This window comes from Burkholderia sp. BE12 (genome assembly GCF_002959955.1).
Lineage (GTDB): Bacteria > Pseudomonadota > Gammaproteobacteria > Burkholderiales > Burkholderiaceae > Burkholderia.
Map to the genome: position 1 here is coordinate 77,648 of NZ_PREY01000012.1, position 20,691 is coordinate 98,338.

Consider the following 20,691-nt stretch of genomic DNA (forward strand, 5'->3'; position numbering starts at 1 on the left):
GTCGATCTCAGGTTCGATTGCTTGTTGTTGTCAGGGTCAGTGAATCACGTGCAGTTCGTAGCGGGCGTCCGAGCGGTCCTCGAGCGCGTCGCGCGTGCACAGGAACGCATCCCAGCCGAGCCGTGAGCCCGCACCGAGCACGCTCGCGCCGACTTCCGTGCGCTTGAGCACGAGCTTCACCTCGTACTCGAGCGTGACGCCGGCGAGCAGCGTCAGCATCCGCTCGAGCGCGACGGCATGCGCGCCGCCGGGCAGGAATGCCTCGTAATCGCGCTTGGACAGCGGGCCGACGACGATCCGCGCGCGCATGTCGCGCTGCCACACGCGTTCGCCGACGAGCGCAGTCGCGCCGAGCACCGCGTTGACTTCGCCCAGCACGCTCAGTTGATCGGGCGGCACGTCGTACCACTTGCCGACGAACTGGTCGATCTTCACCGGCACGCGGAAATAATCGGACAGCGTGCGCTGCAGGTACGCGGCCGACATCGGCCGGTGCCGCGCGGCGAGCGCGTAGCCGGCCACGGCCTCGTCGAGCACGCCGCCCGGGCCGGCGGCGAGACTGTCGCGCACCTCGTCGCTCGGCACGCCGGCGATCGCGAGCAGCAGCGGCAGGTAGCGCTCGTCGCGGTCGAGTTCGTAATGGAACGGCAGCCGGTATTTCTTCCACGCCGCGTAGAACAGCGCGGTCGCGCGGTTCGAGAACACGTCGAAGAACGCGCGCGCCGCGTGGTCGCGCCTCAGGTGCTCGCGCGCGACGATCTGCTCGGTGTAGTGCAGCGGCAGCGCGCCCTGCCCGCCGAGCAGCCCGAAGAACGCCGGCGTCAGCTCGACGCGTCCGAGCTCGCCGGCGGCCAGCGCGGCGCCGCGCTGCTCGCCGGAGTTCAGCGGCATGCCGCCGTCGTCGAACGAGCGCGCGCCCTCGATCTCGCTCGGCGGGAAGCCGAGCGATAGCGTGTTGCGGAATGCGATGCGCTGCGCGACCACGTCGCCCTGCCGCCACGCGCCCGGCGCATCCGACGCCTGCCGCGCGAACAGCCCTTCGAGCACGCGCACCGCCTGGAAGAACTCGAAGCGATGCGGTTCGTCGAGCAGCGCGTCGACTACGCCAGGATCGATTCGCCGGTTCGGGGCTTGCATCGAATGATCTCCTCGCCGGTGCGCTTCGACACGGCGACCAATTGAACGAAACTGTTGAGGTGGACGTACAGCCCGAAGAAGCTGTCGAGCACGCGCACGAACGACGCGAGGCTCGCGCCGACGAAGTGTTCCTCGTCGATCGTCAGCCGGATCTCGATGCCGCGCACGAACGTCGCGAACGGCTTGCCGGGCAGCCACTGCACGGCGCCGCGCTGCTCGACGCCGGCCAGGCCGTCGATCTGGCGCATCGATACGGCCGTGCGTCGCAGGTCGTACAGCGTCAGCATTTCCTTCAGCGGCGCGAGGCCGTGCGCGACGAGCGACACGTGGTTGAGCGCGAGGTGCGACACGAGCCGCCAGTGCGCGGCGCGACCGCGCTCGAAGCGCACGCTTTGCGTCGGGCGGCGCAGCAGCGAGACGCCGCTCGTCTGCGCGCCGCCTTCCTGGAACAGGTCGCCGCCCTCGAGGCCGAACGCCAGCATCGCCGGCAGGTCGCGGTTCGTGCAGGTCAGGTCGAGGCTCAGCGTGTCGGTCTGCGGCGACGTCGGCTCGAAGTCGATGTCGACGATCGAGATCTCGGTTTCGTAGCCGGGGCTTTTCTGGGCGACCCAGTCGTTGCGGCGCGCGAACCAGTAATGCCCGATCCGCGCCGATTCGCCGTGATGCAGCGAATAGAACGGCCGGAACTCGATCACCGATTCCTCGTGTGCCTGCTGCCGGACGAGCTTCACCGAGTCGATCGAGTACACCTCGTACGCGAACGCGCGCCGCGCCTCGGCGATCACCGGATACGACACCGCGCGGTGCGTGATGCGGATCGGCTCGCCGTGCTGGCGGAACAGGTTGACGATCGGCGTGCAGAACAGCCGGAAATGGCTCGCCGTCAGCAGTTCGAGCAGGCGCGCGACGTGCGAATCGCTGCGCACGTCCTGCAGCACGAGGTGCAGCGTCGCGCGCTGGCAGCGGCCCGATGCGCGTGCGATCGCCGCGAGGTCGAAGTCGACGAAATCGAACTTGTCGGGGAACGCGAAGTATTCGGTGAGCAGCCGGTACGCGGGATGCGATTTCGCCGGATAGTCGATCAGCGCGTCGTCCTCGGCGAAGCCGGCCTGCGCAATCGGCAGCTTGCGCAGCGCGGTCCAGCGGCCGTTACGCTCGGGCTCGACGTACGCGCCGAGCACGTTGACGAACAGGCAGTCGGTCAGCGCGGCGACGAACGACTGCTCGCCGTGCAGGTGCGCGCGCAGCGTCGACAGTTTCAGCGCGCCGAGATCGAGCTGCGCGGCGAGCGATTCGAACGTGATCGAGATCACGCCCGTCGCGTTCGACGGCAGCACCGTCGCGCTCGGCGCGAGCGCGACCGGCGTATAGCGCGCCTCCGAGATGCGGATCGGCGCGAGCGTCACGTCGTAGGCGGTGCGGAACCGGCACTGCACGCCGCGGATCGGGCGGCTCTTCAGCTCGGTGCCGCGATCGATCACGACCGGTTCGGTCTGCTGGCCGGGCGACGCCGGCGTGAACTGCGCGATCGAGCACGACGGGAACGGCCGCAGGTAGTGCGGATACAGCACTTCCAGCAGCGCTTCGGTGAATTCGGGGTAGTCGTCGTCGAGCTTCTTGTTGATGCGCGCGCCGAGCAGCGCGAACGACTCGATCATCCGCTCGACGTGCGGATCCTCGCAATGCTCGCCGGACAGCGCGAGGCGCGCGGCGATCTTCGGATAGCGTTCGGCGAAATCTCGCGAATAGCGCCGCAAAAACGATAATTCGCGTTCGTAATACGGCAGCAATTCTTCCATCGACGACCCCGAACCTCAATATTTCATGCCGGACCTGATTGACCACCGGGCGGTCCGGCCCGCTCGGCGGCTTGATTTACTGCATTCGTGCCGCGCGTGCGCGCGTGACCGAATATTGCAGCGTCGACGGTTGCAGCATCGCGTCGAAACTCACCGGCTCCTCGGCCGGGTGCACGACGAGCAACGCCTGGATCGCGAAGTAGAGCGCGTTGGTCGCCTGCTCGTTCAGCTCGAACGTCACCTGCACCTGCTGCAGGCGCGGCTCGTGACGCGCGATGGCCTGCTGGATCGACTTGCAGATGAACGCGCGGTCGTAGTGGCTCGCGAGGCTCAGCCCCGCAAAATCGTTCAGCCCGTAGGTCAGCACCGATTTCTGGCATTCCGGCAACGCGGCCAGCTCGTTCTCGGTATGCGCGATACGGGTGTTGAGGATCGCCTCGACGTCGCGGGCGACCGTGTTCTTGAGCTCGTCCAGCGACAATTGCCGCATCGCGGCCGTTGCCGGCAGATGCGGTTCGTCGTCGAACAGCTTGTCGAGAAAACTGGGTTCGAATCGTTTCATCGGCCGGAGTGCACAGAGCAAAACGGCAACGGGACGCGACGCGCCCCGTTGCCGCAACCGACCTTAGACCGCGTAGGTCTTGTCGTTCTTCGTCAGGCTCCAGGCGCCTTGCGTGTTGCCGCCCTGGTTGCCGCCGATCTTCTGCTGGGTTTGCTTCCACTGCACGGCTGCGTACTTCAGCGAGAACGTCTCGAGCGGCAGACCTTCCTCGCGAACGCTCGGGGCGATGCTCGAGATGATCACGTACTTGAGCTTGACTTCCAGATACTGCACGCGCTTGCCTTCACCGTCCGCGCGCGAGAAATGGACCGTCACTTCGTCGAACGTGGTACCGCCCGAAGCGTGCTGATACAGCAGCGGGCTCGACGAATCGATTTCCTTCGTGAAGATCATGTCGCCGTGCTCGCAACGCGTCATCGTGTGACCGCCAGCGGTCGATGCGGTTGCCGAACGCGGCTGAACGATCGAGTGATCCCACGATTTCAGTTCGATCCAGCCCTGATGGTCTTTGTCCGCGGACTCGCCCTTCACCGCGGGACTACCAAACTGCAAGTGCATATGTAACATGGCCCTTCGACTCCCCAAAGAGGTGGTTTTAACGTCCTACCCAGGCGGCCCGCCCGGGCGATTTACTCGCTTATGAATTTGCCGGTTTGGGCAGATCAGCGACAAGTCGCAGAGAAATCGAGAGCTCGTCGAGCTGAAAGTGCGGGCGCAGGAACGCGACCGAACGATACGAGCCCGGCTTGCCCGGAATCTCCGACACTTGTATGGATGCCTCGCGCAGCGGGAATTGCGCTTTCTGTTCCTGCGAGGCGTTGTCGTCGAGCAGGACGTACTGCGAAATCCACCGGTTGAGGAAAGTCTCCACGTTCTGCGCCGATGCGAAGCTGCCGATCTTGTCCCGCATCATCGCCTTCAGGTAATGCGCGACGCGCGATACCGAGAAGATGTACTGAAGCTGGGCGGACAGGACGGCGTTCGCATTCGCGCTGTCGGTGCTGTATTTCTTCGGCTTCTGCACCGATTGCGCAGCGAAGAACGCGGCGTAATCTGAGTTCTTGCAATGGACGAGCGGGATGAAGCCGAGGTCGCTCAGCTCCTTCTCGCGGCGATCGGTGATCGCGATTTCGGTCGGGCACTTCAGCGCGACTTCACCGTCGTCGGTCTTGAACGTGTGGGTCGGAAGGTCCTCGACGAGGCCGCCGCCTTCGACGCCGCGGATCGCCGCGCACCAGCCGAAGTCGTCGAACGCGGCCGTGAGACGTGCCGCAAAGGCCCATGCCGCGTTGCACCACAGGTACTTGTCGTGATCGGTGCCGTCGACTTCCTCGACGAAGGTGAAGTTCTCCGCGGTCTGGCCGTCCTTCGGATTGAACGGCAGGCGGCCGAGGAAGCGCGGCAGCGTCAGGCCGACGTAGCGCGAATCCTCGGCGTCGCGGAACGACTTCCACTTCGCGTATTCGACGGTGTCGAACACCTTGCCGAGGTCGCGCGGCTTGCCGAGGTCGGAGAACGACTCGAGGCCGAGCAGTTCCGGCGACGCCGACGCGATGAACGGCGCATGCGCGGCCGCCGCGACGTGCGACATCTGCTCGATGAAGTACATGTCTTCCGGCTGACGCGAGATCTCGTAATCGCCGATCAGCGCACCGAACGGCGAGCCGCCGAACGTGCCGAATTCCTCTTCGTAGACCTTCTTGAACAGCGCGCTCTGGTCGAATTCGCTCGCGCCCTTGAAATCGCGCACGAGGTCGCGCTTCGGTGCGTGCAGCGCCTTGATCTTGATCGTCTGGCCCGTGTTGCTTTCCTTGACCAGATAGTCCATCCCGCGCCACGTGCTTTCGAGGCGCTGGAATTCCGGCGCGTGCATCACGGCGGAAAGCTGCGTGGAAATCAGGCGGTCGAGCTCCGCGACGCGAGCGTCGATCGTGGCCGACAGGTTGTCCGACACGATCACCGTGCCGTCGAGCACCTGGTGCACGAGTTCGCCGATCAGGTCCTTCGCGCGCGCATGCTCGGAATCGGATTTCGCGACCTTGCTCTTCTCGACGATGTCGTCGAGCAACGAAGTCCCGGCGGCGTATTCCGCGCCGCTCGCTTGGGCCGCAGCCGTTTGCTGGTTCATCTCAACACTCCGTCGTCATTCGCCGTCTTTGTCGCTGCCGGTGCCCTTCGCGAGCTCCTGCAACTGCTGCGTGTTCTTCAGCACCTCGGACAGCAGATCCTCGAGCTTGTCGTTGCCGGCAAGCTTGTTGCGCAGGTCGGCGAGCTTCGAGCGCGCCTCGAGCAGGCGGCGCAGCGGCTCGACCTGTTCGACGACTTCGTCCGGGCTGAAATCCGACAGCGAGCGGAACTTCAGGTCGACCGCGAACTTGCCGCCTTCCGGGCTCAGGCGGTTTTCCACCTGGAACGCGGCACGCGGCTCGATCGCCTTCATCACGTCGTCGAAATTGTCGCGGTCGATGTTGACGAACTTGCGGTCGCGCAGCTTCGGCTGCTCGATTTCGGACTGACCCGCCAGATCGCCGACGACCCCGACGACGAACGGCAGCTCCTTCACCTCGATCGCATCGCCCTTCTCGACCTCGTAGGTCAGCTGGACGCGCGGCGGCCGTATTTTCTGCAAGCTTTTCTGAATGCTTTCTTTCTTGGCCATCTCGACGGCTCCCAGGTTAGTTGTGGTTATCGCGTCAGTTGCGGTTTCAGTTGCGCAGCGCGCCGAACGGATCCGCGCTGCCCTTTTGCGCCGGGGGCTGCGTCGGCGTGGTCGACGCAGCCGCCTCGGCGGCCGGTGCGGCACCGCCCTTCGGACGATGGACGACGCGGCGCGGCGTGCGCGTTTTCACGGTCTTCGTTTCCGGCGGGAACAGCGCCGATTCGCCGAGCGTGTCGCGCAGTTGCTTCGCGAGCGCCTGCGCGTCGGACTTCGCGTCGCCCGCGAGCGACGCATCCTGGCGCAGCTCGCCGAGCGACTGCGTCGCGATCCGCAGGCCGGCGACGGCCAGCACGCTCTTCGCCTGACGATCGGTCGCGTCGCGCTGCAGCGCTTCCTGAGCGGCGACGATCGCCTGGCCGTAATGGTTTTGTGCGAACTGGATTTGCGCGATGCGCGACCACGGTTCCTCGCGCGTCGGATCCGACTTCGCGAGCTGCTGGTACAGGCCGAGCGCCTTGTCCTGATCCCCCGCCTTCGCGACGGCGTCCGCATCGGCCAGCGACTTGTTGAACACTTCCGCAGTCGGCGGCGCGGGAGGCTGGCTCGCACAGCCGGCGATCACGCCACAAGCCACCACTACCCCAGACAGTTTTGCGAACAGACGGTCTTTCATCGTTATATCCACCGGCGCGTGAGTTTTAAATCGTTGAGAATCTGGTTCTTTTGCTTTGCAAGATGCGCGCGGGTATAGTACCGATCAATTTTTCATAATTCAATCGTCGTGTGAAGAGTAATTCCTTTTAAAACCGGGCGCTACCCCCTCGAATGGCCTCTCGCTGCGGGCTCGCGGCGGTTTTTTCTTTCGACCGGAATGCGCAAGTTTTACTGGCCGCACGACGCGCCGCCCGGATAGCGGAAAAAATTTCCGAACGCTTGCCTGGCGCGAGCGTGCTTAATAGTTGAATGGTGCAGTGTCGGGGGATACGCGGCGAACGCGGCAAAACCCGGCAGTTTTGACAGGGATAAAGGCGGCACGCCGGAAAAACGATGAGATCGTCCATGATTCGCTACGCGCTGCCGCTGGTTGCCTGCGCCCTTCTGGCCGGATGCGCGGCCGCCCCGCTGCTCGGCTCGGCCGCGAGCGCCGTGATGTCCGCGGCCGGCATCGGCAAGCCCGAGGTGCCCGACGCGCAGAAGCCGCCGCGCAACATCGGGCTCACGCTCGCCGCCGCGCCGAACCTGAATGCCGCGACCGACCACAAGCCGCTCGCGCTCGTCGTCCGGCTCTATGCGCTGAAGGACCCGACCTCGTTCCAGCAAGCGCCGTTCGACGCATTTACCGATCCGACCAAGGAAAAAGCCGCACTCGGCGCCGATTTGCTGAACGTGCGCGAAATCACGCTGATTCCGGGCCAGCGCTATACGGCAACCGAGAAGGTGTCGCGCGAAGCGCAGGCATTCGGCATCGTCGCGCTGTTCCGCGATCCCGCACTGCAACGATGGAAACTGACGTTCGATCCGGTGAAGTCGGAGAAATCCGGCATAATCATCGGCCTGCATAATTGCGCGATGACGGTCACCGACGGCACGGTCATCGCACCGCAACAGGGTGCGCCTTCGCAACCGCTGAATATGCTTTCTTCGGTCTCCTGCGGTTAAACATGACGCACGAATGTCAATTAACAAGAATTAACACTCGGCGATTTAATTCGGGCACGAACAAATCGATTACGTCGCAACGCCACATTAACCGGATTTGACATGAGTTATTCGGCCAAGGTGCTGTGGGGGGAAGGGCTGTTCCTCCGGCCTCAACACTTTCAGCGGCAGGACGCGTACCACGAGGCGCGCCTGTTCGAGTCCATCCAGGCGATCCAGCCGTACAACTGGGGCGTGCGCTCCGTGCGCATCGATCGCGACGCGCTCGGCAGCAATGTGCTGCGGGTGGCCGAGCTCGCGCTCGTGTTCCCGGACGGCGCGCTGTATGCCGCGCCGCAGGCCGATGACCTGCCGCCGCCGATCGCGCTGGATACGTTGCCCGACGGCATCAACGAATTCGTGTTCTATCTCGCGCTGCACCCGCTGCGCGAGAACGGCACCAACTACAGCGACGATCCGGCCGCCGGCTTCATGACGCGGTTCGTCAGCGAGCAGACGAGCGTCGCCGACAACTTCACCGACGCCGCCGAAGCCGACATCACGTTCCTGAAGACGCAGGTCAAGCTGATCGCGCACAGCGAGCCGCGCGACCAGCTGCTGTCCGTGCCGCTCGTGCGCGTGCGCCGCACCGCGACGTCCGGTTTCGAGATCGACGACAACTTCGTGCCGCCGTGCCTCGCGATCGAAGCGTCGCCGATCCTGCACCAGCGGCTGCGCCAACTGGTCGACGCGCTGCAGGCGAAGGTGAACGCGTTGTACGGCTTCCACCGCGAGCCGTCGAAGAACATCATCGAATTCCGTTCCGGCGACATCGCGTCGTTCTGGCTGCTGCACACCGCGAACGCCGCGTTCGCGACGCTCGCGCACCTGCACCAGCACGCGGCGCTGCATCCGGAGCGGCTGTTCCAGGAACTGCTGCGCCTCGCGGGCCAGTTGATGACCTTCTCGAAGGGCTATACGCTCGCCGACCTGCCCGTGTACCGCCACGACGATCCGGGCCCGAGCTTCGCGCGCCTCGACCTGATGCTGCGCGAATTGCTCGACACCGTGATCTCGACGCGCTATTTCGCGATCACGCTCGACGAAGTGCGCCCGTCGTTCCACCTCGGCCGCCTCGATTCCGGCAAGATCGACGACAAGACCGAGTTCTACCTTGCGGTGTCGGCGGACATGCCGAGCGTCGAGCTCGTCGACGCGGTGCCGGCCCGCTTCAAGGTCGGCGCGCCCGACGACGTCGACAAGCTCGTGCTGTCGGCCATGCCCGGCGTGCGGCTGTCGTACACGCCGCAAGTGCCGCCCGCGATTCCGGTGCGCCCCGGCGCGTGCTACTTCGCGCTCGATTCGCGCAGCCCGCTGTACGAGCGCATGCTGCAGGCCCAGTCCGCGATGATCTACGCGCCGACTGGCATCAATGACCTGAAATTCGAACTGATCGCGGTCACATCATGAGCTACGCGCCTTCCCTGTTCGGCGACAACGTGCCGCCGCCAATGCATAGCCCGGCGTCCACGGACGCCGCGTTCCAGGCCCGCTCGCTGCTCGATTTGCTGTACGACGGGTTCTTCATGCTGTTCCTGCTCAAGAACGGGCGGGAGCCGGACAGCGCCGGCGAGTTCAGCACGCGGATCCAGGAATTCCTGTCGGATTTCGAGCGCGGTGCGAAGAAGCTGAATATCGCCGCCGAGGACGTGTACGGCGCGAAGTTCGCGTTCTGCGCGGCCATCGACGAGATGGTGCTGTCGTCGCAGTTCAAGATCCGGACCGACTGGGAACGCCGGCCGCTGCAGCTCGTGCTGTTCGGCGAGCAGCTCGCGGGCGAGAAGTTCTTTCAGTATCTCGAGGAAGGCCGTGCGCAGGGTGCGGCCCGGCTGCAGTCGCTCGAGGTGTTTCATATGTGCCTGCTGCTCGGGTTCCAGGGCAAGTATCTGCTCGAGGGGCCGGAGAAGCTCGCGTATCTCACCGCGCGGCTCGGCGACGAGATCGCGCATATGAAGGGCAAGCGCGCTGCGTTTGCTCCGCATTGGCCGCTGCCGGATCAGATCGCGCATCGGTTGAAGCGGGAGGTGCCGGTCTGGGCAATCGGGACCGTGTTCGCGCTCGTTGCGCTGCTCGGGTATCTCGGGCTCAACACCTATCTGAAGGACAAGACGCTGCAGACGTTGGCGCCGTATTCGCAGGTGATCAAGGTCGGGCCAGAGTCGGCTAATTTGACGATTTCGTTGCCTTGAAGGCAGTGGTGGTGCTTCGTTCGAACACTGCTGCATCACGAAAAAGGACCGCTCGGCGGTCCTTTTTCACTGTGGTGCGTGTGAGCGTGGTCAGAGCAGAATGAATTCCTCGTTGTCGACGTAGAACACGAACGCGTCCAACAATTGCGCGACGCTCGGTTCGTCGACCTGGTCATGCGCATTGATCACGATTTCCTCGATCGTCGCGCTGTTCAGTGTCACGCGCCAGCCAGGTTGCGATGCGATCGTGGATAGCGTGACGGCTTCGATATCGTCAGGGTTTCGGTGAATGCTCCTTCCGTATCGAGCGTCCACGGCATCGGTGGCAGACAGAGCCATCCGGAGAAATCGCCAGGATGTTCGAGAATGTGTTTTAGCGACACTTCGGTCGCGGGGGTAGTCGACATAGGAATTGCGGTTGTAACTGTGGCAAATGCACCGGAACGACGGCACGGCGATCATACGAAAGTGCGCGCATCGCAACGCGCCCCTCAGCGAGGCGTGATTATGCCAATTCGGAATGTGCATGGTCGACCTGGTGGTGGTCGTCGGCCATCTCGCGTGCATTAATTGAAGCGCAGCTGGGTCGCCTCCCCCGCAAAGACTTCCGTCAGCCCCCGCTTCAGCTGTCCGAGGCTGTCGGTCGCATGCACCACGATCGTCACCAGCGCCAGCCCTTCCGTCCATGCGACATCGCGAGACAGTTCGATGTTCAACATCTTCCCCTGCAACGAAACCGACGTGACTCCACCATAGCCGGCGACTCCGTCTTCGCCTACTTCCATGTAATAGGTATCGAGACCAAGCGCCTTATCCTGTTCGTCGTCGTCGGTCTCGCGCTGCAGGATCACGTAGCTGGATGGCGGGTCGTGATCTGCGAGACCGACGATATGCACGCCATTTTCGAACGTATAGGTTACGATGTTCGCGAAGAATCTGAATTCCAATTCGCTCGACTCCTGACAGATATTGCTCGTCCACTGTGATTTGACTCGACCATCTAACATACTGGGACAATGCCGAGTTCTTGAATCAATACCACACTCCCATCAGCACGTTTAAATTGATACTCTCTTGTCCATATCGGATGATTACCTTTCCCCAACACCGGCAAACCGTCAGAACCAGTCACCATGACTTGATTATATTGCCCCATCTGATCGGCTTTTTGATTGAGCACTTTGTCAGGTTGTTGACTCAACGCGACTCCCAAATCACGCTTCGCTTGACGAAATGCGCCTCTGCGTCCCGGGCACGGAGTTAGCCAACCGGATCAGTCCACGCGATAGGGTTCAACGCGTATCGGTAAGCATTGATGCCACCCGATAATCCGATGGGATCTTTCGATACGAACCGACCACCGCTTAGATCGTAATATCGGCACCGGTTATAAATAGCCCCCTAGACGCGCATTCCCCCCTTATACAGCCCGCAACCCCTTTCCCCACAAGACTTTGCGCCACCCCATCCCAAGACGGAACGCATTTTTCCCCTGGACGCGTTTTTTTACAGTTGTCGATGCTCGGCTCGATGCGCCATCAAGCAGCCGCATCCGTGTCCTTGTCCGTTTCGGCATCCAACGCGGCGCAAAGATACTTCCTTCATCATTATCCAGGTCGACCGGGTGTAGTCAGGAAGGCTGCGAAGCTATCAGCAATCGCTGACACTTGCCCAGTCTCATGCGACCAAAGAACTACAACAGGCTCCCCGGCGTCACCAAGCGTTCCGTAGTCGAAGCAGTAGTAGTCCCCTGTTCCGAATTCGGCAAACGGTAGCAACTGAGAGAGGTCGATAGAGGTACCTGAGAAGTTGTCTCGCCACTCTTGCCAATCTTCTTTGAAGTGACGAACTATCGACTCCCACGTTTTGCGGGGATCGCGTGCATCGAATACAGGAAACACCACCAAAGCGCCCGATGCTTTGCCGTTGTTGTCCAGAAGCCATTCCGAGAACGACTTAGGCAATGTTCACGCCAATTCCGTCTCAGTTGCATGGATCGCATCTACTGTTGTACCTATCACTCACGCTTTAGCCATCATTTTTCGCTTAGGGTAAAGAACCCGCACGAGCGATCACTTCCGGCGCTTCGCCTCACTTCCTTGTACGACGTCTCCCGCACGAGTCACCGTCGTCATCCGTTAGCAACTGCTGCGTACCGATCTGGTCAAAAATAAACAACGATAACAATAAATCCTCGTTACTCCCAATACACCAAAGGACGCGTTTTCAGCCCTTCCCATCAAGGCACCACGTCAAAATACCACATTAGGAATTCATTAAATGTCTGCCAGCGGGCAGGCACTCGCCCACTTACAAAATCATCCAATACAACGATATCGAGATCGTAAACAGCCCGATCCTCGATATTATACAAATACATCCCCTCACTCTCATCCGACGTCAAGGCAAGATATTGCCCAGGAATACGATAACGATCTCGGACGTAATCCGTCTGATCCGGAATCGCTGGAATCGCCGGCCCCTCGATGTCCAGAAGCTCAGCAACCGGGCGAGGACTGATAAAGCCCCCCTGATATTTCAGATAAAATTCACCAAACTCCGAACCGGAATCGACGCCCAGGCTAACAAGTACTTTTTCTGCCGCCTTAGGATCAGCCCTATCTACGTCACCAGAAACCGCAGCCAGATACTGCTCGACTTTCAATGGAATCATAAATCACAACCTCCCTTGCTAGATGCATTGGCCGTTGCCGCGCGATCTTTCCAGTACTGCTGCCTGTCAATGTCGAATGCACCACGATCAACAGGATACTCTGGATTCTTTTGATTTCCGTAGGGATGCAATGCTTCACGGCCAGCACCGCTTGCTGCTCTATGAGTGCTAGTTGTCACCTCAAACAACGGACCAATGGATTGCTGCCTTGAATGATGCAACTGAATCTGCTGCGGCACCCCATCCTTCATCAGAAAAGGCGCACCACCCTCCATTGCGCGCTGCAGGTTCGTCTTACCTCGATGCTCCATATTCCAATCAATGTCCTGCTGGAAAACCGTATATGAAATCCCAGTACCCTTCTTGCATGGTCCCCAACTTGATTTTTTAAATCGACTTAAACCGGAAGGATCTACCCAGCTAACAGGGTTAGGTGCGTACTGATAGTCATTTACCCCACCAGCCAGACCAATAGGATCCTTGCTGATGAAACGCCCATTGACTGGATCATAGTACCGATGCCGGTTGTAAGCGAGTCCCGTCTCCGCATCGACCTGCTGGCCTTGGAATTGCAGAGGATTCCCCGGCACGATCCCCGCAGCCTTCGACGCTCGCGCAATCACCCCCCGCGCCTCGCCCCACGCCTTGTACGACGCCTCCCACACGACGTCACCGTCGTCATCCGTCAGCAGCTGCGGCGTACCGATCTGATCGCAGTGGTAATAGAACACCGCCGCGTCGCCTCGCCGCTCCGGCATCTTCTGCAGCGGATCTTCCTCCGGCACATAGCGGTCCGTGCTCTTCCATTCCGGCGTCTCGATCCCTACTACCGGCCCCGCCACATACTGCGCCAGTGGCACAAACGTCCCCGGTTCGTAGATGTAGTGCGTCCCGCGCTCGCCGTCGCTTTCATACGCCAGCGTGTCACCATCCCATCCGAACACCGTACGCTCGCCGTTCACCTCCTTGGCGATCCGACGGCCGAACGCGTCGTAAAAATACCGCGCCTCGCTCTGCCGCGACGTCTCCGCAACCCGCGCCGCCAGCAAGCGATTGAACTCATCCCACTCATATTCCTGCTCACCCGCCGGCGTACGCTTGCGCACCAGATTCCCGCGCGCGTCGTACTCGAAGTGCATCCCCGCATACGCCTTCAGCAGGTTGCCCAGCACCTTCGGCACCTCGACCGGCAACGTACTTTCCGGCCGCACCGGGCTCGGACGGGACGCAGGTGCCTCCGCGGACCGCACCGGATCGATGATGTTGCTCGCCGGATCGAACGCAAACCGCTCCTTCGCGACCGGGCTGATCGCTTCGATCAATCGCCCGACCGGATCGTATCGATAGTCGGTCCCGCCCTTGCGGCTGTCCTCGATCCGCGACAATTGCCCCGCCGCGTCATAGCGATACCGCCGCTCGGCAAGCGGCGCCGGCGACGTCGATCGCTGGACCGTCTGCTGCAGCACGCGTCCGGCCGGATCGTAGTGGGTGCGCTGCCCGACCTTGCTCGACAGCACGCGTACCGTCTCCCGATGAAGGTCATCGCGTTCGAACTGCACACGCTCCTCGCCATCGAGCAGCATCCCGTGCACATGCCCCGAGCCGTACATCAGCCAGTCGACTGCATGACCGTCTGGCCGCACCGTGCGCCGCCGATTGCCGAGTTCGTCGTATTCGTGATGCCAGACGTAGCTGCGCCGTTCGCCGAACAGATCGTAGGCGTGATGTTCGCGCACGAGATTGCCGGCCGGATCGAAGAAGAACTGCACGCGGCTGTATCGGTTCACAGCGTCGATCAACCTGCCGCTCGGATCGTAAGCAAACCGTTCCTCGCTTTCCCCCGCGGCGCGCTTCATCAGACGGCCATTCACATCGACGTCAATCGACGTCACGCACCCCGCTTCGTCAACCGAAACGAGGCTACCGCTTTCCTTGTCGTACTCGTAACGCGTCGACTTGCCGTCGAAGCCGATTTCCTCGATCAACCGTCCCGCCGGATCGTAGTGGAACTGGTACGTCGCGAAGTTCGCATCGGTCAGCGCAGTCAGGCGACCGAGACGATCGTAGCGATACGCAATCGTCTGCCCGAGCGCATCGGCGCGGTTCGCGATACGGCCCGCTGCGTCGTAGCCGTATCGCGTCGAGCGGTTGAGTTGATCGGTATGCCGCAACAAGCGACCTTCGGCATCGTATTGCACCTGCTCGACACCAGCCGGCGAGCGAACCTCCGTCAATTGACCGTTTGGACCATAGTCATAAGCAACCACGCCACCGGCTGCGTCCTTTGTCTCGATCACGCGGCCGATATCGTCGTAGCGCCACTCCGTCTTCTTTCCGGAACAATCCGTGTAGCTCGTGAACTGCCCTGCATCGTTGTATTCGAGCGCCTTCGAACCGCCCTTCGCGTCGATGATCTGCGTCGGCAATCCCTTGTCGTTGTAGACGTACTTCGTCGCGTGCTCGAGCGGATCGACTTCCTCGACGAGGTTGCCCGCATCGTCGTACTTGCGCTGCCAGACATGGCCGTTCGGATCGACGAGCCGGATCATCTGATCCTTGTCGTCGTACGCCATCTCGACGATGCCGCCATCCGCCCGCTGGTGCTGAACCAGATTGCCGCGTGCGTCGTATTCCCGCCGTTCGATACTGCCGTCCTGCCGGATATGCAGCACCAGATTGTGATGGGAATCGCGCCGGAACCACTCCTGGTTACCGTCCGGATACACGATCCGGTACACGTAGCCGTGGATGTTGAAGTAGTACCGCGTCATCTGGCCGAGCGCGTCGGTCACGTAGGTCAGACGGATATTCGGATTCCACGCGAGTCGGAGATCGAGGCTGCCGTCATCCGCATATTCGCGGATGCACTTCGCATCGGCATTGTCTTCGGCATCCGCACCATCCCACTCGAGCGTCATCCCGCGGCCCGTGCGATCGGTATAGCGCGTCACAAGGTGGCGGCGATATTGGTACGTCCGTGCATTGCCATGACGATCGACCGCGCGCACGAGATCGCCGTCTGTATCGTATTCGTAGCTCGCCAGCGTGCGGCGCTCACCGTCCTTGAGCACCTGCTCGATCTGCACGATCCGGCCATGCTTGTCATGCTCGAACGCAAGCACATTGCCGCTCGAATCGATCAGGCGCGCAAGGCGATCGAGCGCATCGTAGTCCAACGTGATCGTGTTCCCGGCGCGATCCTTCTGCATCGCGAGCCGGAACGCGTCGCCCCGGCGCTCGTACACGTGCAGCGCTACGTGACCGTATGCGATCGTCACCCACGTATCGTCGAGCCGCGACAGCGTCAGGTTCTCAGATAGATCGTCGTGCACCGCGCCGGCCGCGAGCACCGGATAGTCGATGCTGCGACCCTCCGCATCGCGATAGATCCATTGACCATTCTTGATGTCGATTCGCGTCGTATAAGGTGTGATCCATCGCGCACCCAACTCGCCGTTGTCATACGCGGACAGCCGGGAGCGATACGTGCGCTCCCAAACGAGCGGCAGCGCGCCCGGCAAGTCGAAATCCACGTGCGAGAACGTCTCGTCACCGAATGCGAAATCGATGGATGCCGGCGACGCGCCGAGCCCGCATGCCTTGCACGCGCTCTTCCCAGGCCCTTCGGCCGGTGCTTGCCCGCCGACTTTCTCCAGCCCTTCCTGCTCCCGCGTCTTCCTCGCCTGGCTCGTCCCGCCCGCCTTGACGTCCGCGCTCTGCTCATGGAGTTTCGCGCGCGCCTTGACGCGCGCAACGGCCTCGATCAGTTGCAAGACCAACCACATCATCTTGCCTTCTTCGCTACCGGCGAGCGAACGGATCGATGTCGCGATCTTCGGCGCCTCGGTCCGAAGGAACGTCACCGTGCCGCGAAACGGCTCGAGCCAGGCATCCGGGGCGAGCTTCGCCATCGTGCCCGCCGTCTTGTTGACGACCTCCTTGCCGAGCGCCTTGGTACCCTCGTACGCGAACTGGATGCCGTCACCGACCCGACTCGGGCTGTACCACGGCCGGTCGTCCGCCATCTTCTTGGCGAGCTGTTGCTGGCGCTTCAGATTGGCGTTGGCATCGAAGAGCTGCCCGTGCAGCGCCTTGTCCATGCCGGTCGCCAGCGCGATCATGAGCTCCTCGGATTTCGACGCGCATCCATCGAGCAGCTCGACGAGGCCGGCCTTCAGCTTGTTGAGAAAATCCTCGATCTCGGTCGCGCAGGTCGCGTTGATATGCGTGACCAGCACGGAGATGATCGCCGCGCCGAGATTGTTGCGCGTCATCAGCAATTCGTGACGAACGAGCGCGAGCAGCGGACGCGCCGACATCCGGAACGGCGCGAGCGTCGGCGGAATCGGAATGATGCCAAGCAGGTTGATCGCGAGGCTCATGTAGTCGAGCACCTGGCCGCCGCGCTTCTCGACGATTTCGGCAATATCGCCAAGCGCGTCGACCATCGCCATGATGTTGCCGACGATCGGCACCGCGCCGGCAAACGTCTTCACATCCTCGAACGTGATGTGGTTGCCGCTGATCCGGCGCAACCACGCGTCGAAGCGGTTGCCGACCGCGGCGACGTCCTTGGCGGAAACATCGCTGAGCCAGGTAACGGCCTGTTCCTTCTCTGCGCCCGGTGGAAGTTGTTGTGCCATGTTGTTCTTCGTTCGAATCGCGATTTAGTTGTGCTTGACGGCTGATGCGCCGCCCTCTCAGGATTTCAGCGGTCCACCGAACCCGCTCGTCGGCAGCTTCATGCCGGTCGCACCGGCTGCCGATGCCACAGTCGTCGCGCCCTTGCCGGCGATTCCGGCAACACCCGGCAGCGCGCCCTGCAGCGCCCCGGATGCCGCGTTCGCCGCCGGCGCAGCCAGCGCCGCGAGCCCGCCTTGCCGTGCAGCCTGCACCATCCCGGCCACCTGCTTCGCCGCACCGCTCAGGCTCGAGGCCGTCTGCAACGCGGACGCCACGCCCGCACCACCCAGCGCACTTGCCGCAGCCGGCAATGCGGAACTCGCCAACCCGCCCAGCGCTGCGCCCGCACCACCGCCGCTCACAAGTCCCATCGCAGCGGTCGAAGCAGCAGGCGCGATCCCTTGCAACTGGCTCGCAAGCTGCCCCGTCGCCGCAGCCTGCGCTTCCTCGGGCGCGGGCGTGACCGGCTCCGCCGGCCACTTCGCCTGCTTGAAATAGTTCGCCGGCTGATCCGACTCGCGCGGGTCCTTCCCGAACTCGACGCGCACCGCGCCGAGCGGCAACCCACTCACGACCGTATAGCCGCTGTTGTCGAGCGCGCCTTTCTTCAGCACCGCACCGTTCACGTCTTTCACCGTGAACAACCCGCCCTTCACCGCCTCGCCGTTCACGTACTTGTGAAACAACTCCAGTTGCCCCGGCTGATCCGGCCGCGGGCTCGGCAGCGGATACCCCATGCTCGCCGGCCCCGCGAACGTGTGCGACGCGCCCTTCACATCCACCGCACCCGGCGTATGAATTTCGATGTTCCCGCCTTGAATGCGGATATACCCGCCGCCGCTCGTCAGCAAGATCCCCTGATCGGCGGCGATCTCGATCCGGTCCGTCGCCGACACGATCTTCACGGCCTTCTGCGCGGTCACTTCAACGTTGTCCGATTGCGCCTGGATCTCGACCTTGCCCTTGCCCGCGAACAGCTTCATCCCCGCGTTCTGCACGAACAGGCTCAGCTTCTGCCCGATGCTGCCGATCAGCGATTTGCCCGCCGCGACATGCACGCTCTGTCCGCTCGCGACGTTCACGTGATCGTTCGCGACCATGTGCAGCGACTGCTGCGTCGACATCCCGATTCCCGACGGGCTGCCGAACAGCATCACGGGCTCCTTGAACGCATTCGCGCTGCCGGTGCCGCCGCCGGCCGTACGTCCGCCGGACGCGTTGCCCGACGCACTGTCCTGCGTCGCGTCGGTGAACGCGCGCATCGTGTCGTGCGCTTCCTTGAGACTTTCCGCCTGATGCTGCTCGCTCACGCCCGACATCGCCTCGACCAGGCTCTCGCCCGTCACGAGCTGCTGCTGCGCCTCCTTCACGTCGAGCGGCTGGCTGTTCGCCGCCTTCGGATGCGTCGTCACGTACAGGCCCCGGCTCGCCCGCACCGCGCCGTACGCATCCGAGCGCAGGTCGAAGCCGCTGCCGAGATACGAGCCGCGCGAATTGCCGCTCTGGTCGATGATGTAGCCGAGATGCAGCAGGCTGTTCGCGATGCTGCTCATCAGTTGCACGCGGTTCTGCCCGGTCGCGTCGTCCATCACGAGCTGGTTGTAGCCGCTACCCGAATACTCTTTCGATCGATATCCGGACAGGATCCCGTCGGTATGCCACTGCGGCTGGTTCGCGCCGTTGTACACGCGGCCGACCGCCAGCGGCCGATCGCAGTCGCCGCCGACGTAGTCGATCAGCACTTCCTCGCCGATGCGCGGCATGTGCACGCCGCCATAGCCGCTCCCCGTATCCGACTGCACGACGCGCACCCAGCACGACGCGTTCTCGTTGCCCGGGTTCAGGCGGTCCCACACGAACTGCACGCGAATCCGGTTGAGGTCATCCGTATAGACCTCTTCACCTTGCGGCCCGACGACGATCGCCGTCTCGAGATGCATCTCCGGCTTGTGATGCTCGAACGGGCTGCGATACGGCACGCTCGCGCGTTGCGCTTCCACTTCGACGAGATAGAAGCCGGTCGAACCATCCTCGTGCGGGACGCGAAACGCAGGATCGGCACCGTAGCCGTCCTGCGCCTGCGTCAACGCATCGCGCAGGCTGTACGGAAAGTCCGCGCTGTCGCTCGCGACGGGCAGGTTGTTCTCGATCCACCACGCCACCTCGATCGCGGCGAATTCGCGCTGATCGTCAGGGTCGCGATCGTGCTCGGGATGGTCGACCAGTGTGAAGCGTCTGCCCGCATCGATGGCGCGCACGCCACCCGCGCCATGGAAGCGCTTTGCCTGCGATTCCCATTCCTCCATCTTGACCTTCGTCAGATGGTCGCCGCGCGTCTGGTCCAGATACGTATAGGCGCCCGTGTACTCGTAGACCTCGAGCTGGTCGGGCAAGTCGCCCTGGCCGCCCATCGTCGGCAGCGACGTGCCTTTCGGGTTCGACGGCTGCGAAGGATTCTTGTAGTCGAACGTGCGCGTCGTGCGCATCACGCTCTGCAGCGTACGCGTACCTGACCATTGCGTGAACGCGTCGGCTTCGCTCGCCGCGCCGCCGTGATAGAAGCGCACGGCCTCCGGCGACAGCGGCGCGAACGCCTGCAGATTGTCGGTGATGACGAGCGTATGCGATTTGCCGTCGTCGGCCTGCTGCCATGCGCAGTAGAGCCCTTCGTTCTCCATCAGCCGATGCACGAAATGCCAGTCGGTATCGTGCTGGCGCGTGTACGAACGGTTCGGCAGCGGCTTCGACAGCGCGAAGCGGAAATGGCCCTGCGCCTGCGGATGCTTGTTCAGCACGTCGCTGATGATCTGGTCGACGGTCGTGTCGTTCCAGAGCCGCTGATCGCGGCGGAACTTCAGGAAATGGGTGAAATCGGCGAACGCGAGCTGATAGGTCGTCAGGCCGCCATCGGCGCCGAGCCGGCGCGCGGTATGCACGTAGCCGTTGATCGGCCGATAGCTGCGATCCGCCTGCTGGATCCACAACGTAACGGGCTGCGCGATCAGCTTTTTAAGTTCCAGATCGCTATCGGTCGACAGCACGTCGAGCGTGAACTCGTACGAGCGCCCGATGCGCGAACGGCCGACCGCGCGCTGCACGGTAAGCACGTTGGCCCCTAACGGCGTATCGAGCTTCAGCAGCCGGTCCTGCTGAAGCAACCCGCCGCGCAACGCGGCAATTGTGTTCTGCATGTTCATGACTACGGCCTTTTCTTCTTTTGACGCGCCCTCGGATGGCGCCGGCGTTTGATTCCGCTCGCGCGATTTTACAGATAAATTATGGAACGAACC

17 protein-coding genes and 1 pseudogene are annotated in these 20,691 nt (G+C 62.7%); 3 read left to right on the forward strand and 15 right to left on the reverse strand.

The window, feature by feature from the left end:
• Positions 1–36 precede the first annotated feature (36 nt).
• The 7 genes from tssG to C4B30_RS15600 all read right to left on the reverse strand — a co-directional run bounded on the left by tssG (position 37) and on the right by C4B30_RS15600 (position 6,830).
• Positions 37–1,137 carry a type VI secretion system baseplate subunit TssG gene (gene tssG / locus C4B30_RS15570; RefSeq protein WP_027783381.1) on the reverse strand — a complete coding sequence of 367 codons (1,101 nt, stop codon included), beginning with the start codon at positions 1,135–1,137 and terminating at the stop codon, positions 37–39.
• Positions 1,101–2,936, reverse strand: a complete 1,836-nt coding sequence (gene tssF, locus C4B30_RS15575; protein ID WP_089499517.1) for a type VI secretion system baseplate subunit TssF — start codon at positions 2,934–2,936, stop codon at positions 1,101–1,103. The genes tssG and tssF overlap by 37 nt, the downstream gene beginning before the upstream one ends.
• Positions 2,937–3,012: 76 nt before the next feature.
• Positions 3,013–3,498 carry a type VI secretion system baseplate subunit TssE gene (gene tssE / locus C4B30_RS15580; RefSeq protein WP_027783379.1) on the reverse strand — a complete coding sequence of 162 codons (486 nt, stop codon included), beginning with the start codon at positions 3,496–3,498 and terminating at the stop codon, positions 3,013–3,015.
• A gap of 63 nt (positions 3,499–3,561) precedes the next feature.
• Entirely contained in the window at positions 3,562–4,065 is a 504-nt protein-coding gene (locus C4B30_RS15585; RefSeq protein WP_006477093.1) for an Hcp family type VI secretion system effector, read from the reverse strand.
• Between the two features lie 70 nt (positions 4,066–4,135).
• Entirely contained in the window at positions 4,136–5,626 is a 1,491-nt protein-coding gene (tssC, locus tag C4B30_RS15590) for a type VI secretion system contractile sheath large subunit (RefSeq protein WP_027783378.1), read from the reverse strand.
• 15 nt (positions 5,627–5,641) lie between these two features.
• Positions 5,642–6,157 carry a type VI secretion system contractile sheath small subunit gene (gene tssB / locus C4B30_RS15595; protein ID WP_027783377.1) on the reverse strand — a complete coding sequence of 172 codons (516 nt, stop codon included), beginning with the start codon at positions 6,155–6,157 and terminating at the stop codon, positions 5,642–5,644.
• 46 nt (positions 6,158–6,203) lie between these two features.
• Positions 6,204–6,830 (reverse strand): tetratricopeptide repeat protein, encoded by a 627-nt coding sequence (locus tag C4B30_RS15600; protein ID WP_027783376.1) that lies wholly within the window; start codon positions 6,828–6,830, stop codon positions 6,204–6,206.
• A gap of 374 nt (positions 6,831–7,204) precedes the next feature.
• Between C4B30_RS15600 and tssJ the strand changes: the two genes are divergently transcribed.
• The 3 genes from tssJ (at position 7,205) to icmH (ending at position 10,044) form a co-directional block, all read left to right on the forward strand.
• On the forward strand, positions 7,205–7,816 hold the full coding sequence (tssJ, locus tag C4B30_RS15605; protein ID WP_027783375.1) for a type VI secretion system lipoprotein TssJ: 612 nt from the start codon (positions 7,205–7,207) through the stop codon (positions 7,814–7,816).
• 102 nt (positions 7,817–7,918) lie between these two features.
• Entirely contained in the window at positions 7,919–9,265 is a 1,347-nt protein-coding gene (gene tssK / locus C4B30_RS15610) for a type VI secretion system baseplate subunit TssK (RefSeq protein ID WP_027783374.1), read from the forward strand.
• Positions 9,262–10,044: a type IVB secretion system protein IcmH/DotU gene (gene icmH, locus C4B30_RS15615; RefSeq protein WP_027783373.1), complete on the forward strand. Its 783-nt coding sequence runs from the start codon at positions 9,262–9,264 to the stop codon at positions 10,042–10,044. The genes tssK and icmH overlap by 4 nt, the downstream gene beginning before the upstream one ends.
• A gap of 90 nt (positions 10,045–10,134) precedes the next feature.
• Here the strand turns inward: icmH and C4B30_RS15620 are convergent.
• The 8 genes and pseudogenes from C4B30_RS15620 to C4B30_RS15650 form a co-directional block, all read right to left on the reverse strand.
• Positions 10,135–10,451: pseudogene (locus tag C4B30_RS15620) on the reverse strand (DUF7716 domain-containing protein).
• A gap of 159 nt (positions 10,452–10,610) precedes the next feature.
• The gene (locus tag C4B30_RS15625) at positions 10,611–10,991 is read right to left on the reverse strand and encodes an Imm10 family immunity protein (RefSeq protein WP_034185391.1); all 381 of its coding nucleotides are present in this window, start codon (positions 10,989–10,991) and stop codon (positions 10,611–10,613) included.
• Between the two features lie 53 nt (positions 10,992–11,044).
• The gene (locus C4B30_RS35355) at positions 11,045–11,245 is read right to left on the reverse strand and encodes a hypothetical protein (RefSeq protein ID WP_155257339.1); all 201 of its coding nucleotides are present in this window, start codon (positions 11,243–11,245) and stop codon (positions 11,045–11,047) included.
• A 59-nt stretch (positions 11,246–11,304) separates the two neighbouring features.
• A complete protein-coding gene (locus C4B30_RS36065; RefSeq protein ID WP_105132692.1) occupies positions 11,305–11,439 on the reverse strand; it encodes an RHS repeat-associated core domain-containing protein in 135 nt (44 codons plus the stop codon).
• 212 nt (positions 11,440–11,651) lie between these two features.
• On the reverse strand, positions 11,652–12,008 hold the full coding sequence (locus C4B30_RS36300) for an SMI1/KNR4 family protein (RefSeq protein WP_105132668.1): 357 nt from the start codon (positions 12,006–12,008) through the stop codon (positions 11,652–11,654).
• Between the two features lie 275 nt (positions 12,009–12,283).
• Entirely contained in the window at positions 12,284–12,718 is a 435-nt protein-coding gene (locus C4B30_RS15640) for an SMI1/KNR4 family protein (protein ID WP_155257338.1), read from the reverse strand.
• Positions 12,715–17,361, reverse strand: coding sequence for an RHS repeat-associated core domain-containing protein (locus tag C4B30_RS15645; protein ID WP_105132669.1), 4,647 nt, complete (start codon positions 17,359–17,361; stop codon positions 12,715–12,717). Before C4B30_RS15645 ends, C4B30_RS15640 begins: the two co-directional genes overlap by 4 nt.
• A 57-nt stretch (positions 17,362–17,418) precedes the next feature.
• Positions 17,419–20,598, reverse strand: a complete 3,180-nt coding sequence (locus C4B30_RS15650) for a type VI secretion system Vgr family protein (protein ID WP_105132670.1) — start codon at positions 20,596–20,598, stop codon at positions 17,419–17,421.
• Positions 20,599–20,691 lie beyond the last annotated feature (93 nt).

What these genes read in the sequence shown, in the direction of transcription:
- tssK (WP_027783374.1), top strand. Translation starts at nt 7,919, where the DNA reads ATGAGTTATTCGGCCAAGGTGCTGTGGGGGGAAGGGCTGTTCCTCCGG.
- tssC (WP_027783378.1), bottom strand. Translation starts at nt 5,626, where the DNA reads ATGAACCAGCAAACGGCTGCGGCCCAAGCGAGCGGCGCGGAATACGCC.
- C4B30_RS15585 (WP_006477093.1), bottom strand. Translation starts at nt 4,065, where the DNA reads ATGTTACATATGCACTTGCAGTTTGGTAGTCCCGCGGTGAAGGGCGAG.
- C4B30_RS15645 (WP_105132669.1), bottom strand. Translation starts at nt 17,361, where the DNA reads ATGGCACAACAACTTCCACCGGGCGCAGAGAAGGAACAGGCCGTTACC.
- icmH (WP_027783373.1), top strand. Translation starts at nt 9,262, where the DNA reads ATGAGCTACGCGCCTTCCCTGTTCGGCGACAACGTGCCGCCGCCAATG.
- tssE (WP_027783379.1), bottom strand. Translation starts at nt 3,498, where the DNA reads ATGAAACGATTCGAACCCAGTTTTCTCGACAAGCTGTTCGACGACGAA.
- tssG (WP_027783381.1), bottom strand. Translation starts at nt 1,137, where the DNA reads ATGCAAGCCCCGAACCGGCGAATCGATCCTGGCGTAGTCGACGCGCTG.
- tssF (WP_089499517.1), bottom strand. Translation starts at nt 2,936, where the DNA reads ATGGAAGAATTGCTGCCGTATTACGAACGCGAATTATCGTTTTTGCGG.
- C4B30_RS15600 (WP_027783376.1), bottom strand. Translation starts at nt 6,830, where the DNA reads ATGAAAGACCGTCTGTTCGCAAAACTGTCTGGGGTAGTGGTGGCTTGT.
- tssB (WP_027783377.1), bottom strand. Translation starts at nt 6,157, where the DNA reads ATGGCCAAGAAAGAAAGCATTCAGAAAAGCTTGCAGAAAATACGGCCG.
- C4B30_RS15650 (WP_105132670.1), bottom strand. Translation starts at nt 20,598, where the DNA reads ATGAACATGCAGAACACAATTGCCGCGTTGCGCGGCGGGTTGCTTCAG.
- C4B30_RS15640 (WP_155257338.1), bottom strand. Translation starts at nt 12,718, where the DNA reads ATGATTCCATTGAAAGTCGAGCAGTATCTGGCTGCGGTTTCTGGTGAC.
- tssJ (WP_027783375.1), top strand. Translation starts at nt 7,205, where the DNA reads ATGAGATCGTCCATGATTCGCTACGCGCTGCCGCTGGTTGCCTGCGCC.